Genomic DNA, 15,901 nt, shown 5'->3' on the forward strand with positions numbered 1-15,901 from the left:
GCGGAGACGCGATGACCCGCCCCTACGCGCCCGGCTATCGCATCCCCACCGACCTGCTGCTCAAGGCCTACGCCTCGGGCGTCTTCCCAATGGCAGAAAGTGCCGGCGACCCGGAGGTGTTCTGGGTGCGGCCGGAGACGCGCGGCATCATTCCGCTCGATGGTTTTCACGCACCGAAGAGCCTGAGGAAAACGATCAAGAAGAACCCCTTCGACATCCGTTTCGATTTCGATTTCGAAGCCACGATCGACGGTTGCGCCGAGAAGCGGGTGGAACGGCGCTCGACCTGGATCAATGCGCCGATCCGCGAAGCCTATGTCGAGTTGCATCGGATAGGCCATTGTCATTCGGTCGAGGCGTGGCGCGAGGACCGGCTGGTCGGTGGCCTCTATGGCGTGTCGCTCGGCCGGGTGTTTTTTGGCGAGAGCATGTTCGCCAGGGAGACGGACGCTTCCAAGACCTGCCTTTTCTATCTCGTGGAGCGCTTGAAGGCACGCGGATTCGCGCTGCTCGATACGCAGTTCACCACCGAGCACCTCAAGCGCTTCGGCGCCGTCGACGTGCCGCGCGGCAAATATGAAAAGATGCTGGCCGACGCGCTGAAGGGCGAGGCCGTATTCTATCCCTGACGCCCAATTCTATCCCTGAAGATTGAGCCTACTTCCCAGTGGCGGCTTCCAATGGCGTCTGCGAATGGAACATCATCTTCCAGCCGTTGACGCGATGGACATAGCCGGTGCTGACCAGCGCGGCGTAAGGTTCGCCGTTCTCGCGTGTCGCATGTGCCTCGTAGGTCAGCATGATGATGTCGCTGCCCGGCTCGATAATACCCTTGAGGTCGATTTTCAGGTCGCGCCAACGGTTGGGCTTGGTTGCGGTCTTGGCGAGATCCGCATTGTCCATCGCCTGTGCCATCTGCGGAAACGCCACCAGGCATTCGGTGTCGGCATTGGCCGCATAGTAGGCCGCGTCGCCCGTCCAGAATCCCTTTTCGAGTTCCAGCAACTCTGCCTTGCCGGCCGTGATCCGCTTGCTGTCTGACATCGGAAGATCCTCCCTGCGCATAAATGCGCGCTCATCCGTGCCCCAACGTATGGTGGCCAGGACGGTTCCGGGGGATCAGTTGGTGTCGGTGGTATCGGGTTCCGAAGCGTCCGGCTCCGTCACGCCAGGCTCTGTCACGTCCGGAGCGGTCGCGGCTTTCGGTTTGGCCGCGGCGGGCTTGGGCGCCTCGGCTTTGGTCGAGTCTGCCTTGGCGCCATCGGGCGCCGGCACATCCGACTTCTGCTTGCAAGCCTTCAGCCAGACGTCATAGACGGCATGCTCGACGGCATTGAGGCCGGGGCTTTCGGCAAACATCCAGCCGGTGAAGATGCGGCGGATCTTGCGGTCCAGCGTGATCTCGTCGACCTCGACGAAAGAATCGGTCTTCGGCTCTTCGGTCTGCGGCCGTGAATAGCAGACGCGCGGCGTCACCTGCAAAGCACCGAACTGCACCGTCTCGTCGATATAGACATCGAAGGTGATGATGCGGCCGGTGATCTTGTCGATACCGGCAAACTCGGCAACGGCATTGGTAACCCGGTCCGCTCCCGCGGGCGGCGCCGGCGCGGGTGCCGCGGGCTCAGGCGAAGCGGCGAAGGCCACGGTGCTGACGGCAAGACCGGCGGCTAGCGCCAGACTGGCCGATATTGAGTAAGAAAAGCTCATGCAAAGATACCGGTGGTTCGCGCCCGGGTGATTCTGTCGATCGCCAAGGCTAGTCGCCGTTTTCTGATCAGCAAGCAGCTAAACACCAATTGTGGCGCTAAAGGACCGGCTTGCACCCTGTCGCTACGACCCGGGTGTCCAGGCATCGTAGTCGCCGGTGACCTGCGGGCGATGCTGATTGGTCAGCACCGAGCCCTTCGGGCGATAGGCCGCCGGGCTGCCGGTCAGATTGGGCTGATGCGGCTTCTGCCAGTCGCGCGGCTTGTAGTCCTCGCTGGACGGCGCAACGTCGACGCGGTGGTGCATCCAGCCGTGCCAGCCGGGCGGTATCGCCGAAGCTTCCGAATAATTGCGGTAGATGACCCAGCGGCGCGTGCGGCCTTCCGAATCGATGCCGCCTTCGTAGTAGAAATTGCCGGTTTCGTCCTGGCCGACCTTCTTGCCGTACCGCCAGGTGTGCAGGCGGGTTCCTATCGTCTGGCTGTTCCACCAGGTGAAAAACTGCGTAAGGAAAGTCTTCATTTCAAAACCCTCGCGCCGGCAGCGCCCGTTTTCCTGCTTATGGCGTCAGGCCTTGCCGAAGGCAAGGCTTTTGCCACGGCGTGCGCGCAAATGGCTTGCCGGAAACCCGACACAAGCCTGTGATCCTGCCGGTCGCTGCATGCACGCTTGCCAAGCCTTTACGGTATTTCTAAAGCTCTGCGCGCCCATGCCTGCATCCAGCCCGGCTTGAGGCCAAAGGAGGTGACGATTGGCCACGGAATTGCCGACCACCGACATTCGCATCAGCGCCGAGGCGATTCGCCACCGCAAGGGCGGCACGCCGATCGTTTGCCTGACCGCCTATACCTATCCCATCGCCCGTCTGCTCGATCACCATGTTGACCTGCTTCTGGTCGGCGACAGTGTCGCCATGGTCCTGCATGGCCACAAGACGACGCTGGGCGCCTCGCTAGAGATGATGATTGCGCATGGGCAAGCGGTGATGCGCGGCTCGGCCAGGGCCTGCGTCGTCGTCGACCTGCCGGCCGGCAGCTATGAGGTTTCGGCAGCACTTGCCGTGGCCTCGGCGCGGCGGGTCGTCGACGAAACCGGCTGCCAGGCGGTGAAGCTCGAAGGCGGCCTCGACATGACCAGCCAGATCGAGGCCATCGTCGCCGCCGGCATTCCGGTGATGGGACATATCGGCCTGCAGCCGCAATCGGTGGAGAAGGACGGCGGCTACAAGATCAAGGGCCGCACCGAGGAGGCTGTTGCGGCATTGCTTCGCGATGCGCTCGCCGTCGAGAACGCCGGCGCTTTCTCGGTGGTCATCGAAGGCACGGTCGAGAGGGTCGCCGCCGATATCAGCCGCCGCCTCGCCATTCCAACCATCGGCATCGGCGCCAGCGGTGACTGCGACGGCCAGATCCTGGTCATCGACGACATGGTCGGGCTGACCGTCGATCGCGTGCCGAAATTCGTCAAGGAATACGCGGACCTGCGCAGCGTGATCTCGCATGCAGCTGAAACCTATGCAGCCGAGGTGCGGGGCCGGACATTCCCCGGCCCCGGCCATGTCTTTTCGGCGACAAAGAACAGGGATGACGCATGAGCCAACCCGTCGTCGTCGACAGCGTGGCCGCACTTCGCGCGCAAATCCGGGACTGGCGGCGCGACGGCCTTCGTGTCGCCATGGTGCCGACCATGGGTGCACTGCATGACGGACACATCTCGCTGGTCAGGATCGCGCTCCAAAAAGCCGAGCGCTGCGTCGTGTCGATCTTCGTCAACCCGACGCAGTTCGCGCCGAGCGAAGACCTCGACAAGTACCCGCGCCAACTCGGCCGCGACCTCGACCGGCTGGGCGCGGCAAAGGCCGACCTTGCCTTCACACCGACGGTTGGCGAGATGTATCCTGCCGGCTTCGCCACGAAAATCTCGGTCGGCGGCCCCTCCGCCGGGCTCGAATCGGACTTTCGGCCGACTTTTTTCGACGGCGTCGCCACCGTGGTGGCAAAGCTCCTCCTGCAGGCAACGCCCGACTGTGCGGTCTTCGGCGAGAAGGACTACCAGCAGCTTTGCGTGGTGAGGCAGCTCTGCCGCGACCTCGACCTGCCTGTCGAGATCATCGGCGCACCGACGATCCGCGACGCGCATGGTCTCGCCATGTCGTCACGCAACGCCTATCTCGATGAGGCCGAACTGAAGATCGCCCGCCAGCTCAACGTGATATTGCGCAATACGGCTGCGGCCCTGGCGGCAGGCGCCGGCCAGAGCGACGCAACCGAAGAGGCCAGCCGCGCCCTCATCGCCGCCGGCTTTCAGAAGGTCGACTATGTCGAGGCACGCCAAAGCCTGACGCTTGCGCCATGGCGTCGAAACCGCGAAGGGCGTCTTCTTGCGGCAGCATGGCTCGGCAAGACGAGGCTGATCGACAATGTGGAGGTTCCCGCTGCCTAGCGAGAAGGCTTCGGCCAGATAGACACGGGCCGCGACCAAGGTCGATGGTCCCGCACTCCCGGCGGATTGCCGCCGCGCCTAGCTCTCGCTCTTTTGTCCGCCGGCCCTGACGATCAGGTGTCCCGCCACGATCCCAACCACCCCGGCAAGGGCTTTCACCAATGCATCGATGAGGCGTGCATGGCGACCGGGATCAATGAGCTGAAGCAGTTCCAGCATGCCGGCGGTCACAGCCACAAAGATCACGACCTGATACAGTCGGTTGGGAAAGCCGATCGCCAGGGCGAAGCCCAGCAGGACATAAGCCAAGGCACGCTCGACATTCGCTTCAGCGAGGTGCGGCCGCATCTGGATCGGCGACAAGGTCGCGAAAATGATGATGGCGAGCAGCGCCAGCGCTGTAATGCGGGACAGTTTGGTCATGCCCTTGCATATCCGTCGTGAGCCGGCACAGCAAACGCCGCGATGACGCATGGCTTGATCGCTCTATTCATCCCGGTGGTCTATCCCAGCGGTTTCTCGAAACTCAGCGTCGTCAGCCTTGAGGTATCACGGGACTCTTCCGCGGCACTGACAGGCAAGAACCCTTTCGACCGATAGAAGGCGATGGCACCGGCATTGGCTTCCTCGACCTCGACGCGCAGCGTTCGCGCTTCCGGGAAACTGGCTTCGACCTCGTCGAGCAGTGCTTGCCCGATCCCCCGCCGCTGGCAGTCCGGATGGACGTAGAGCTGGTTCAACAGGATGATTTTCGCATCGGCGGTGGCGGCGGCGAAAGCCATTCCGCCGATCCGCTTGCCGTCATCGGCCACCAGGAATTCCGAGTTGGGCCGCGTCAGCCGCGAGCGGAGCGAAGCGATCGAGTGCCATTCGTCGGTGATCTCGGCGACTTTGGCAGCGCCATAAATGGCGTCATAGGTCGCATGCCACGTTTCCACCAGCAGCGTCCGCACAGCGGCAAGGTCGCGTTCACCTGCGGTGCGGACGAACACGGCGCTACTCGATGCCCAGCTTGGCCTTGACGAGGTCGTTGACGGCTTGCGGGTTGGCCTTGCCGCCGGTCGCCTTCATTACCTGGCCGACGAACCAGCCGGCCATGCTCGGCTTGGCGCGCGCCTGTTCGACCTTGTCAGGGTTGGCGGCGATAACGTCGCCGACGGCCTTCTCGATGGCGCCGGTGTCGGTGACCTGCTTCATGCCACGGCTCTCGACCAGTTGGCGCGGGTCGCCGCCCTCATTCCAGACGATCTCGAACAGGTCCTTGGCGATCTTGCCGGAGATGGTGCCATCCCTGATCAGATCGATGACCGCACCGAGCTGCTCGGGCGAAACCGGAGCGTGTTCAATGTCTTTTCCGGCCTTGTTCAATTGCCCGAGCAGATCGTTGATGACCCAATTGGCGGCAAGCTTGCCGTCGCGGCCGGCGGCCACCTTTTCGAAATAGTCGGCGATCGGCTTTTCCGAAACCAGGATCGAGGCGTCATAGACGGACAGGCCGAGCGACGCGATCAGCCGCGCCTTCTTGTCGTCCGGCAGTTCCGGCAATTCCTTGGCCAGCGCATCGACATAGGCCTGGTCGAATTCCAGCGGCAAAAGGTCGGGATCGGGGAAGTAGCGGTAATCATGCGCCTCTTCCTTGGAGCGCATCGAGCGCGTCTCGCCCTTGACGGCGTCGAACAGCCGCGTCTCCTGATTGATCTTGCCGCCATCCTCGAGGATGGCGATCTGCCTGCGCGCCTCGTAGTCGATGGCCTGGCCGATGAAGCGGATCGAGTTGACGTTCTTGATCTCGCAACGCGTGCCGAACTCGCCGCCCGGCTTGCGCACCGAAACGTTGACGTCGGCGCGCATCGAACCTTCGTCCATGTTGCCGTCGCAGGTGCCGAGATAGCGTACAATGGTGCGCAGCTTGGTGACATAAGCCTTGGCTTCGTCGGCCGAGCGCATGTCCGGCTTGGAGACGATCTCCATCAGCGCCACGCCGGAGCGGTTGAGATCGACATAGGACATGGTCGCATGCTGGTCGTGCATCGACTTGCCGGCATCCTGCTCCAGATGCAGCCGCTCGATGCCGACCTCGATGTCCTCGAATTCGCCCTGGCGGTCCGGGCCCACCGAAACGATGACCGTGCCCTCGCCGACGATCGGCTGCTTGAACTGTGAAATCTGGTAGCCCTGCGGCAGGTCGGGATAAAAGTAGTTCTTCCGATCGAAGACCGACTTGTGGTTGATCTGCGCCTTCAGCCCCAGGCCGGTACGGATCGCCTGCTTGACGCATTCCTCGTTAATGACCGGCAGCATGCCCGGCATCGCCGCATCGACCAGGCTGACATTGGCGTTAGGCGGCGCGCCGAAGGCCGTCGAGGCGCCCGAAAACAGCTTTGCTTCCGAAGTGACCTGCGCATGGACCTCGAGGCCGATGATGATCTCCCAGTCGCCGGTTGCGCCGGGGATCAGGCGTTTTGCGTCAGGAGTACGGGTGTCGATAAGGGACATGGCGGCCTGCGAACTGGAATGATGGGAAGCTGCATTAATGCACATTCTGATTTGCAACTTCGCTAGTGCAAACCGCCAAAAGAGACAAGCGCAAAGCCACGGACTGGCCTTTTCAGCCGCGTTCGCCTATAGGACGCTCATTCCAATGGAGAGTGGATGTCCACTTACGCTCAGTCCCGGTAAGGCCCTGACCTCCTGGCGAGGCAGGGCAGAAAACCGAAACCCCGTGCCGCGAAGCTTCGCGGCGGCGGCATTTTTTGTTTTCCCGGAAAACTCTCACATGGACATTTCGCGCATAGAACAGCGCATCCTGCACCTGCTCGCGCAGGGTGGACGCATTGAAATCGAAAAGAACGAGAAAAAGCGGATCGCCTCCGTCAAATGCCTGACCCGCGACGGCTGGCATTATCCGGGCGTCGATCTCGATATGTTTCGAAAACTGAAGCGTAAGAAGGCGGTTTCTTCGTCGGGAGGCGGCCCTTACCGCATCACCCGGCGCGGGCTCGCGCTCGTCCGCTCCGAACTCGACAACAGGTAAACCACGGCTCCGCCGGTCGGTTCTCCGGCCGGCGGTTCGCCTCGCCGCTCAGGCGGTGGCGATATAGGCCCTGATCTCGTCGGCCTCGCGCTCGACATCCTCGATGCGGCGCTTGACCACATCGCCGATGGACACGATGCCATCGAGCATGCCGTCCTTCTCCACCGGCAGATGGCGGAAGCGGCCTCGGGTCATGATCTCCATCACCTCGTTGACGGTGTGATTCTCGTTGCAGATCTTCACCTTCGGCGTCATTGCCGAGCGCACGGCGATATCCAGCGCGGCTCCACCTTCGCGGGCGACAACCCGGACGATGTCGCGCTCTGACAGGATGCCGACGATCTTGCGATCGCCATTGGTGATGACCAGCGCACCGATCTTGTGCTCTGCCAGGATGCGGATGGCTTCGCTAAGCTTTTCGTTCGGCCCGAGCGTCAACACGTCATGGCCTTTTCTCTCGAGAATTGCCTTCACCGTCATGGCGTCCTCCTCTGCTTTGCCTGCCGGTTCCTGCCCTGACCGGCCTTCACGTAAGAGTGAACATCGTGCGCCGTGATCGGTTGCATTTCAAGTGCGGTGGTCGGTCGTCTCCCATTCAGGCGCCTGCCATCGCCTGTCGAACCAACGCAAGCCGAAGAAGCCCGCGAAAAAGCCGCCAATATGGGCCTCCCAGGCGATCTGACCATCTACCCCTGGGGCAAACCCGAGCAGGCCGGTGGCGAGATTGATGACCATCCACATGGCGAGGAAGATCACGACACCGCGCAAGCGCAATACGAATGCGATCGGCAGCACAGGGCCGGCGAAGGCGGCCTTGCCGGCCGAACGGTCGGTGCGGAAGCCGAAACGCGCCGCAGCCCCCATCATGCCTGATATCGCACCGGAAGCCCCGACCAGCGGCGCCTCACCATAAGGATGGATCGCCCAGAAAAGCGCGACCGAAGCCAACCCGGTTGCGGCAAAAAACAGCGCGAACCACAGCGTTCCCAGGCGGTTTGCCAATGGTGAACCAAACGCGGCGAGCCACACCATGTTGATGGCCAGATGCGCGAAACCGCCGTGCAGGAAAGCATAGGTGAACGGCCGCGAAAACAGGAACCAGTCGAAGCCGTATTGCCCGGTGTAGAGAACGGGGATGAAGGCCCCGTCATACAGCAATGTCATCTGCTGGGATTCGCTCAACACATATTGCTGCAACAGGTAGACGACGACGCAGATGCCGATCACCGCCAACACGACGGGTGGCAGGTTGAACACCGGCTCGCGCCGTCGTCGCTGCGCGTCGTCCATCTGTTCCGTGTCCGAAGGGTTTACCGGTTCGTTCATGCGCATCTGGTCCAGGAATTCCTGCGCGTCCTTTAGAGCAAGGATGTCCGGGTTGGAACAATTCTGTTTTCTCAACAGCGAACGCCCGGCACCGCATCGTCTTCATTTGCTACGAAACCGAAAGGAAGCGAAGTGGAAATGCTCCGGGATTTGAAAAACTCGCAATGAGCGTTCTCGGAAGCGATGGGCCTCCTCCCTAGAATGCGGCCAATTTCAAAGGGGTCTCCACATGATCAAGCATATTCTTTCGCTGGCGGCAGCCGCCGGCATAGCCGGTCTCGCCACCGCTGCTTCGGCGCAGGGCATATCCGGCGCGCCGGCACCCTTCGATAAGGGCGGCGTCAAGATCGCCGTCGTCAGCTTCCTCGGCTCCGGTGACTGGCTCCAGGCATTCGAGGCCGGCGTGAAGCGCCAGGCCGATGCGCTCGGCATCGAGGCCAACATCTCGCAGGCGCGCAACGACATCAACACCGAGCGGCAGTTGATCCAGCAGGCGATCAATCTCGGCGTGCAAGGCATCATCATCAACAACGGCCAGCCCGAAGCCATCAAGGACGTCGCACAGGCAGCGCTTGACGCCGGCATTCCAGTGGTGGCCTACGACACCAACCTCGACAACCCCAAGATCCCGCAGGTCGAGCAGTCCGATGCCGACATGGCGCGCCTCGTGCTCGACCAGGCGGTCAAGGACCAAGGCGAGAAATTCGACGGCGGCGTCCTCTATGTCGCCGGCTTCGCACCGCTCGACCGTCGTTATGCGGTGTGGAAGGATTTCGGCAAGAAGTACCCAGGCATCAAGGAAGTCGCCACCTGGGGCGTGGTCAACGACACCGTTGCCGCTTCGGTCGCCGACCAGACCAAGGCCGTGCTCACCGCCAACCCGACGCTTTCGGTCGTCTTCGCCCCATGGGACGAGTTCGCCCGTGGCGTGAAGCTCGCCATCGACGAGCTTGGCGTGGCAGACAAGGTGAAGATCTACGGTGTCGATATCTCGACCTCGGACATCCAGGCCATCCTCGAGCCGAACAGCCCGTGGGTGGCGACGGCGGCAACCAACCCGGCCGTCGTCGGCGAGGCTTCGGTGCGCGCGCTGGCCCAGCTGATCGCCGGACAGAATCCCGGCCATTCGGTGCTGATCCAGCCGACGCTCGTCACCAGAAAGGACCTCGTCGACAACAACATCAAGACGATCGAAGATCTGCAGGCAAAATTCCCGGCCTTCAAGGACAGCGATGCCGCAAAGGCACCGTGGATCCCGGCGACGAATTGAGCTTCTGCGCCTTCACAAAATCAGCGATCCAAACAATCATCCCCGGCCTGCTGGGGGATGATTGCGCCTGCCTCCGCCACACCACCCGCTGCGACAGGCAAAGTGCGCCGGACCGACCTTTTGAAAGACAATTATGGTTTCTGTCCCCACCCCCGACTATTCCAGGAACATGCGCCTGATCGGTCATTCCGACCAAGGCGGGCGGCCGGACGGATTGCAGGTGATGGTGCATCGCGGCTTCGCCTATGTCGCGCATCCCTGGTCACAAGGCTTTTCCATCATCGATGTACGGGATCCCAAGAATCCGGGCGGGACGGTGTTCGTGCCCGCGCCGCCGAATACCTGGACCATCCATCTGCAGACGCATGAGGATCTGCTGTTGGTCGTCCATGCACGCGATCTGTTCGCCGACGCCGCTTTCGCGTTCGACGAGAAGGTCTACTACACCCAGTCGATCGGCGAGACGATCGGCACCGCGTCTGGTTCGGGCGCGGCGCGGACCTGGTCGGCCGGCATGGCCGTCTATGACATCTCGAAGCCGACGCAGCCTCGCCAGATCGGCTTCTTCCCGGTCGACGGCATCGGCATCCACCGCATCTGGTACGTCGGCGGGCGCTACGCCTACGTATCGGCGCTTCTCGACGGCTACAGCGACTACATCCTGCTGACGGTCGACCTTCAGGACCCGGCACGGCCAGTCGAGGCCGGTCGCTGGTGGATTCCAGGAATGCATCTTGCCGGCGGCGAGACACCCGGCTGGCCCGACGGCCGCCGCTATGCGTTGCATCATGCGGTCGTCGAGGGTGATACCGCCTATGCCTGCTGGCGCGACGGCGGGTTGACCGTCCTCGATGTCGCCGACCCTGCCCTGCCGAGGCTGATCAGCCACAGGAACTGGTCGCCGCCCTATGGTGGCGGCACCCATTCGGCGCTGCCGCTGCTCAAACGCGGCTTGCTCGTTGTCGCCGACGAGGCCGTGCTCGACCATGAGGAGGATGGGCGCAAGCTCACCTGGATCTTCGACATACGCGATCCGGCGAACCCGATTTCGATCTCGACCCTGCCGACCCCGGACGAGACCGATTACACCGCCAAGGGCGGACATTTCGGTCCGCACAATCTGCACGAGAACCGGCCGGGCAGCTTTGTGTCAGACACCCTGATCTTTGCAACCTACCAGAATGCCGGCGTGCGCGTTTTCGACATCTCCGATCCCTATCGCCCAAAGGAGACCGGGGCGCTGGTGCCGCCGGCTCCCAGCCGCATGGTCGACAAACGTCCGAATCGGCCGCAAGTGATCCAGTCGACCGACGTATTCGTCGACGCCAACGGCATCGTCTATTCGCCGGATTACAATGCCGGACTGGCGATCATGGAATATGGCGGCTGACAATTACGACCGTGCCCCGTTGGCTTGCTTGCCTTTCCCAGTTCCCGCTCAACCTGTAACCGGCTGAACCAATTGTCCCTCACCGCCGCCCCCATTGCCGTCGCTGTCGCCGGGATCGAAAAATCCTTTGGCCCGACGCGCGCGCTCGCTGGAGCCGATCTTACCGTGGCAGCCGGGGAGGTCGTGGCGCTGATGGGCGCCAATGGCGCCGGCAAATCGACTCTGGTGAAAATCCTTTCAGGCTCGCATGTACCCGACGCCGGAACGATCACCCTGGGCGGCGGGTCGTCGCCCTCGCCTCGCCCAGCGCCGCCAAGGCCGCCGGCATCGCGACCGTCCATCAGGCGACGGATCAGGCGGGGGCTGCCGGACTGACGGTCGCGGAGAATCTTCTGCTCGATGAACTTTGCCAGCCGGGCGAGCGCTTCTTCGTCTCGGCCCGGTCGATCCGCAGGCGTGCGCGCGCCATCGCGGCGCTGATCGATCTCGACCTGCCGCTCGACCGCGACTTCATCGACCTGCGGCCGGCGGAGCGGCAATTGATCGCCATCGCCCGCGCCGTCGCGGCCAAGGCCTCCGTTCTAATCCTCGACGAGCCGACATCCAGCCTCTCGGCCACGGAAGCGGACCGGCTTTTCGCCATCATCCGGCGGCTGCGCGCGGGCGGCATGGCAATCCTCTACATCTCGCACAGGCTGGGCGACCTTGCCGCCATCGCCGACCGCGCCGTGGTCATGCGCGGCGGTCGCATCGTCGGCGCCTTTGCCAAACCGATCGATTTCCCGGCCGCCGTTGCGGCCATGATCGGGCGGACGCTGGAAGCCGCCACCCATGACGGCAAGATTTCGGCGGCCCCAATCATCGCCTCCATCAAGGGTGCGCAACTGATTCCCGGTGCGAGGCCTTTCGATCTCGATCTGCGCTCCGGCGAGGTCGTCGCGCTGACCGGCACGCTTGGCTCTGGCAAGAGCCGGCTGTTGCGCGCGCTTTTTGGTCTGGAAACGCTGGCGCAAGGCAGCTTCGTGCTCGATGGAAAACCATGGCTTTCCAACGGGCCGGCGCGATCGATCGAAAACGGCGTCTTCATGGTCGCCGAGGACCGCTGGGCATCGTCGCTGCTGCCGCCCGAGGTCCCCGGCGCCTCGATTGCCGGTACTATCGCCCTGCCGCATCTGCGGCGCTGGTTTCCGGACGGCCTGCTGCGGGTCGCGCGCGAGCGCAAGGTTGCCGCCGAGGCGATCGCCCGGCTCGGCATCAAGGCGCGCGGCCCCGATGACACGCTCGACGAGCTTTCCGGCGGCAACCAGCAGAAGGTCGTGCTCGCCCGCTGGCAGGCGGCACCTTGCCGGCTGCTGCTGCTCGACGAGCCCTTCCAGGGTGTCGACGTCGGGGCGCGTGCCGACCTGATCGCCGCAATCCGCAACAGCCAAAGCGGTTCCGCCACGCTGATCGCGACCAGCGACACCGAAGAGGCGCTGGAGGTTGCCGACCGCATCCTCGTCATGCGCGATCACTCCCTTCACGAGGCCGGTGACGGCCATGGCTCGCTGACCGACCAGATCGGCAAGGTCGAGAGCGAAAAGGCCGGAGAGCATCGATGACGAACCCGACGACGGTCCAGCAGGCCGCCCCGCGCACATCGCTTTTCCGCGAAACGCGCCGTTACGCGCTGTTCGTGCTGCTGGCACTGATGGTGATCGGCTTCTGGTACGCGCAGCCCGCCTTCATCCGCTCGGCCAACCTGTTCTCCATCCTGCAGGCGGTTTCGGTCGTGGCGATCCTCGGCGTCGGGGTCTCGATCACGATGTCGGCCGACGGCTTCGATCTCTCGGTGGGCAGCATCGCCGCCTCGTCGGTGATGGCGGCAAGCTATGCCATGGTCGTATGGCAGCTGGATGCGGCCCAGACCATGGGTCTGGTCTTGCTGATGGGCGCCTTCATAGGCCTCCTGAACGGACTGCTGATTGTCCGCATCGGCGTCCCCGATCTTCTCGCCACGCTGGCGACAATGTTCCTGCTCGCCGGCCTGCAGCTGATCCCGACCGGCGGCCGCTCCATCACCGCCGGCATGGTGCTGCCCGACGGCTCGTCCGTTCCCGGTGCTTACGATCCGGCTTTCCTGATCCTCGGCCGGTCACGGCTCTTCGACACCGTACCCCTGTCTGTCGTGGTCATGGCGGTGGTCGCCATCCTCGCCTGGTTCCTGATGGAGCGTACGCGCTGGGGACGCGTCTTCTATGCGATCGGCGGCAACGAAACGGCCGCGCATCTATCCGGCGCGCCGACCAAGGCATATCGACTCTGGGCCTATATCCTGTCCGGCACGCTTGCTTCGTTGGGAGGGCTGATCGTCGCTTCGCGTGTCGGCCGCGGCGACGTCTCGGCCGGCAACTCGCTCCTGCTCGATGCGGTGGCGGCCTCGCTGATCGGCTATGCCGTGCTCGACAAGCGTCGCCCGCATGTGATCGGCACGGTGGCCGGCGCAATTTTCGTCGGCGTCCTCCTGAACGGCCTCACCATGCTGAACGCGCCCTACTACACGCAGGACTTCGTCAAGGGTGTCGTGTTGGTTGGCGCTCTGGCGCTGACCTTCGGCCCGGGGAAGAAGCGATAGTTCACACCAGCCGACCACGGAACGCAGATTTTTCGTCGCATAGCGATCGGACGATGCCGCCTTAGCGACCGCCGGGATGGTTGCCAGCACTTGTCGGCAGGTAGAAATACACGCCCGCCGTTAACCCCGAATCGCCTGGCGCGAATCAAAAAAGAAGCCGTTCAAGGTTTCCCCTGAACGGCTGGTCGAGCCCCCTGCTCCCCTAAAACTCTGACTGAAGTGCTGCCGATCGTCGCGAAACGACCGCTTCTGGAGTGGTTTTTGTGTGCCACGGGGCTCGCTTCGACGCAACGTAAACCACTTGTTAACCTTAACGGCCCCGACCCGTGAACAAGTGTTAACGACGCTGGCACGCTTCCTGCTCCGCAACGCATGTAGGTCATCGGAGGGCGCCCTTCTGTTCACCGATGGGACATCAGACGACAGAATGCGCGGAGCAGCATAGCATGAACCAGAATGGATCGATCACGCTGTTCCAATATTGGAACCGTCTGCGTGACGGACGCCCTGCCCCGAAGCGTTCAGAGGTCGAGCCGGCCGACATCAAGTCGCTGCTGGCCGACACCTTTATCCTGGAACGTGACACGCGCGGACAGGCCGTGTTCCGGCTCGCCGGCACCAGGCTTTGCGCCTGCTACGGCCGAGAACTCAAGGGGTTTTCCTTTCCATCGCTGTGGCGTGAGAAGGATCAACGGCTCGTCTCGCGGCTGATCCACGGCGTCTTCGAGCAGAAGTCGGTCGTGCTCATCAGCTATGAGGGCTTCAGCCGCAACGGGCGCTCCAACAAGTTCGAACTGCTTGCCCTGCCGCTTGACGGCGGCGTCGAAAATCCACGCTGCCTGGGCGTCATCAGCGCCGTGGAGAAGCCCTTCTGGCTGGGTGCCGACCCGATCACCGACGCGTTGATCGATTCGATCCGCGTCATAGATCCGGAGAAGGAGCTCCTCAACAACCGTCCGGCGATCGATGTTCCCTCGCTCGTTCCCGATGAACTTGGAGCACCCGAGACGATCTCGGCGCTCGGCCGGGCGCGCCGCATCCGCCATCTCGTCGTCTTCGATGGCGGGCGCGAGGAATAGTCCGTTTGCGGCCTGATGCACGTCGCCCAAAACCGCGCCGCTGTTTTGGCACCACGGCCTGCAAAAAGGAAACCTTGGAGCGCCCGCTTTTTCCCTTTGTTAACCCGCTTTGTTGTACTTCTCTGATGAAGTTCCTCGCATCGGCGCGCGGGATGCCAAACGGGGTGTAGGCAGTCATGAGGTCAGCGGCGGTCGACTATGCGCCGTCCCAAGCTGAAAGGCGTAACTTTCAGCGCGTCCGGGTCAAAATCTACGGACGCTTCATGCTGGAAGACCGCACCGAACACCCCTGCCAGGTCGTCGACATGTCACCGGGCAACGTCGCGTTTCGCACCGACCGCATCGGCATGCCCGGCGAAAAAATCATTGCCTACATCGATCATATCGGCCGCATCGAAGGTGTCGTCACGCGCACCTTGCAGGACGGTTTCGCGATGACCGTCATCGCGTCGGATCGCAAGAAGGACAAGCTGGCCGCGCAATTGACCTGGCTCGCCAACAAGCATGAACTCGACCTGCCGGAAGATCGCCGCCACGAGCGCGTCGCGCCGCGCAATCCGACCAGCGTGCTGCAGCTCACCGACGGCCGCCAGTACCAGTGCCGTATCATCGACCTTTCGCTCTCCGGCGCCGCGGTCGAGATCGACGTCAAGCCGGCGATCGGCATCCAGGTTATGCTTGGCACCATGCGCGGGCAGGTCGTGCGTCATTTCGAGGACGGCGTCGCCATCGAATTCGCTGTGATCCAGCGCCCCGAAACGCTCGATTCCGAATTCAACACGCCACGCACCTGAGCAGGCCCGACAGCGACACTCCAGGAAACCGGCCCTTGTGGCCGGTTTTTTGTTTTCGACGCCATGACCGGCATGCTTAGGCCACTTTAGGCGGGGCTTGGAGCCCTCCGCGCGCCGAGATGGCGCCTCAAGATCCAAACGAATTAATACTCAAATGATTCAAATTTTACGTTTATTCTACTGGAGTTTTACTCAATATCTACTTCGCGCTTTTGCGTCAAATAAATCCACATGTGGCAATG

General features: G+C 62.9%; 17 protein-coding genes and 1 pseudogene. 10 read left to right on the forward strand and 8 right to left on the reverse strand.

The genetic code is table 11. The features are described 5' to 3' along the window. Positions 1–11 precede the first annotated feature (11 nt). Complete coding sequence (gene aat / locus NKH95_RS14510; RefSeq protein ID WP_023812134.1) at positions 12–629, forward strand: leucyl/phenylalanyl-tRNA--protein transferase; 618 nt, start codon at positions 12–14, stop codon at positions 627–629. Between the two features lie 28 nt (positions 630–657). Here aat and NKH95_RS14515 read toward each other — a convergent pair whose 3' ends face one another. The 3 genes from NKH95_RS14515 to NKH95_RS14525 form a co-directional block, all read right to left on the reverse strand. Further along, complete coding sequence (locus tag NKH95_RS14515; protein ID WP_127291408.1) at positions 658–1,044, reverse strand: hypothetical protein; 387 nt, start codon at positions 1,042–1,044, stop codon at positions 658–660. A 75-nt stretch (positions 1,045–1,119) separates the two neighbouring features. Next, positions 1,120–1,710 carry a DUF2155 domain-containing protein gene (locus NKH95_RS14520; RefSeq protein ID WP_352609658.1) on the reverse strand — a complete coding sequence of 197 codons (591 nt, stop codon included), beginning with the start codon at positions 1,708–1,710 and terminating at the stop codon, positions 1,120–1,122. 123 nt (positions 1,711–1,833) lie between these two features. Next, entirely contained in the window at positions 1,834–2,232 is a 399-nt protein-coding gene (locus NKH95_RS14525) for an NADH:ubiquinone oxidoreductase subunit NDUFA12 (RefSeq protein WP_013531353.1), read from the reverse strand. A 229-nt stretch (positions 2,233–2,461) separates the two neighbouring features. Here NKH95_RS14525 and panB point away from each other — a divergent pair, with 229 nt between their 5' ends. Then, positions 2,462–3,304, forward strand: a complete 843-nt coding sequence (gene panB, locus NKH95_RS14530; RefSeq protein WP_352629436.1) for a 3-methyl-2-oxobutanoate hydroxymethyltransferase — start codon at positions 2,462–2,464, stop codon at positions 3,302–3,304. Continuing rightward, the gene (gene panC / locus NKH95_RS14535) at positions 3,301–4,152 is read left to right on the forward strand and encodes a pantoate--beta-alanine ligase (RefSeq protein ID WP_352629434.1); all 852 of its coding nucleotides are present in this window, start codon (positions 3,301–3,303) and stop codon (positions 4,150–4,152) included. The genes panB and panC overlap by 4 nt, the downstream gene beginning before the upstream one ends. 78 nt (positions 4,153–4,230) lie before the next feature. Here the strand turns inward: panC and NKH95_RS14540 are convergent, their stop codons facing one another. From NKH95_RS14540 to gatB, 3 genes are read right to left on the reverse strand one after another with little or no spacing between them, the layout of a single operon-like run. Then, positions 4,231–4,626, reverse strand: a complete 396-nt coding sequence (locus tag NKH95_RS14540; protein WP_245465083.1) for a VanZ family protein — start codon at positions 4,624–4,626, stop codon at positions 4,231–4,233. Between the two features lie 29 nt (positions 4,627–4,655). Beyond that, positions 4,656–5,144 carry a GNAT family N-acetyltransferase gene (locus NKH95_RS14545; RefSeq protein WP_352629432.1) on the reverse strand — a complete coding sequence of 163 codons (489 nt, stop codon included), beginning with the start codon at positions 5,142–5,144 and terminating at the stop codon, positions 4,656–4,658. Between the two features lie 4 nt (positions 5,145–5,148). Next, entirely contained in the window at positions 5,149–6,648 is a 1,500-nt protein-coding gene (gene gatB, locus NKH95_RS14550) for an Asp-tRNA(Asn)/Glu-tRNA(Gln) amidotransferase subunit GatB (RefSeq protein ID WP_352629430.1), read from the reverse strand. Between the two features lie 280 nt (positions 6,649–6,928). Here gatB and NKH95_RS14555 point away from each other — a divergent pair, with 280 nt between their 5' ends. Further along, positions 6,929–7,186, forward strand: a complete 258-nt coding sequence (locus NKH95_RS14555) for a YjhX family toxin (RefSeq protein WP_128304037.1) — start codon at positions 6,929–6,931, stop codon at positions 7,184–7,186. Positions 7,187–7,234: 48 nt separating this feature from the next. Here NKH95_RS14555 and NKH95_RS14560 read toward each other — a convergent pair whose 3' ends face one another. Together NKH95_RS14560 and NKH95_RS14565 are read right to left on the reverse strand one after the other, a co-directional pair. Further along, positions 7,235–7,666: a CBS domain-containing protein gene (locus tag NKH95_RS14560; RefSeq protein ID WP_023812142.1), complete on the reverse strand. Its 432-nt coding sequence runs from the start codon at positions 7,664–7,666 to the stop codon at positions 7,235–7,237. An 87-nt stretch (positions 7,667–7,753) separates the two neighbouring features. Further along, positions 7,754–8,512 (reverse strand): rhomboid family intramembrane serine protease, encoded by a 759-nt coding sequence (locus NKH95_RS14565; protein ID WP_352609650.1) that lies wholly within the window; start codon positions 8,510–8,512, stop codon positions 7,754–7,756. A 229-nt stretch (positions 8,513–8,741) separates the two neighbouring features. On the opposite strand from NKH95_RS14565, the gene NKH95_RS14570 reads away from it, so the two are divergent. From NKH95_RS14570 to NKH95_RS14595, 6 genes and pseudogenes are all read left to right on the forward strand, one after another. Then, positions 8,742–9,782, forward strand: coding sequence for a substrate-binding domain-containing protein (locus tag NKH95_RS14570; RefSeq protein WP_023812144.1), 1,041 nt, complete (start codon positions 8,742–8,744; stop codon positions 9,780–9,782). Between the two features lie 133 nt (positions 9,783–9,915). Next, entirely contained in the window at positions 9,916–11,172 is a 1,257-nt protein-coding gene (locus NKH95_RS14575; RefSeq protein ID WP_206638041.1) for an LVIVD repeat-containing protein, read from the forward strand. A 93-nt stretch (positions 11,173–11,265) separates the two neighbouring features. Beyond that, positions 11,266–12,773: pseudogene (locus NKH95_RS14580) on the forward strand (sugar ABC transporter ATP-binding protein). Beyond that, positions 12,770–13,786: an ABC transporter permease gene (locus NKH95_RS14585; RefSeq protein ID WP_023812147.1), complete on the forward strand. Its 1,017-nt coding sequence runs from the start codon at positions 12,770–12,772 to the stop codon at positions 13,784–13,786. The pseudogene NKH95_RS14580 and the gene NKH95_RS14585 overlap by 4 nt, the downstream one beginning before the upstream one ends. Positions 13,787–14,232: 446 nt before the next feature. Next, entirely contained in the window at positions 14,233–14,865 is a 633-nt protein-coding gene (locus tag NKH95_RS14590; protein ID WP_023812148.1) for a PAS domain-containing protein, read from the forward strand. Positions 14,866–15,041: 176 nt separating this feature from the next. Further along, positions 15,042–15,659 carry a PilZ domain-containing protein gene (locus NKH95_RS14595; protein WP_023812149.1) on the forward strand — a complete coding sequence of 206 codons (618 nt, stop codon included), beginning with the start codon at positions 15,042–15,044 and terminating at the stop codon, positions 15,657–15,659. Positions 15,660–15,901: the final 242 nt, after the last annotated feature.

Source organism: Mesorhizobium sp. M0848, assembly GCF_040319805.1.
Taxonomy (GTDB): Bacteria; Pseudomonadota; Alphaproteobacteria; order Rhizobiales; family Rhizobiaceae; genus Mesorhizobium.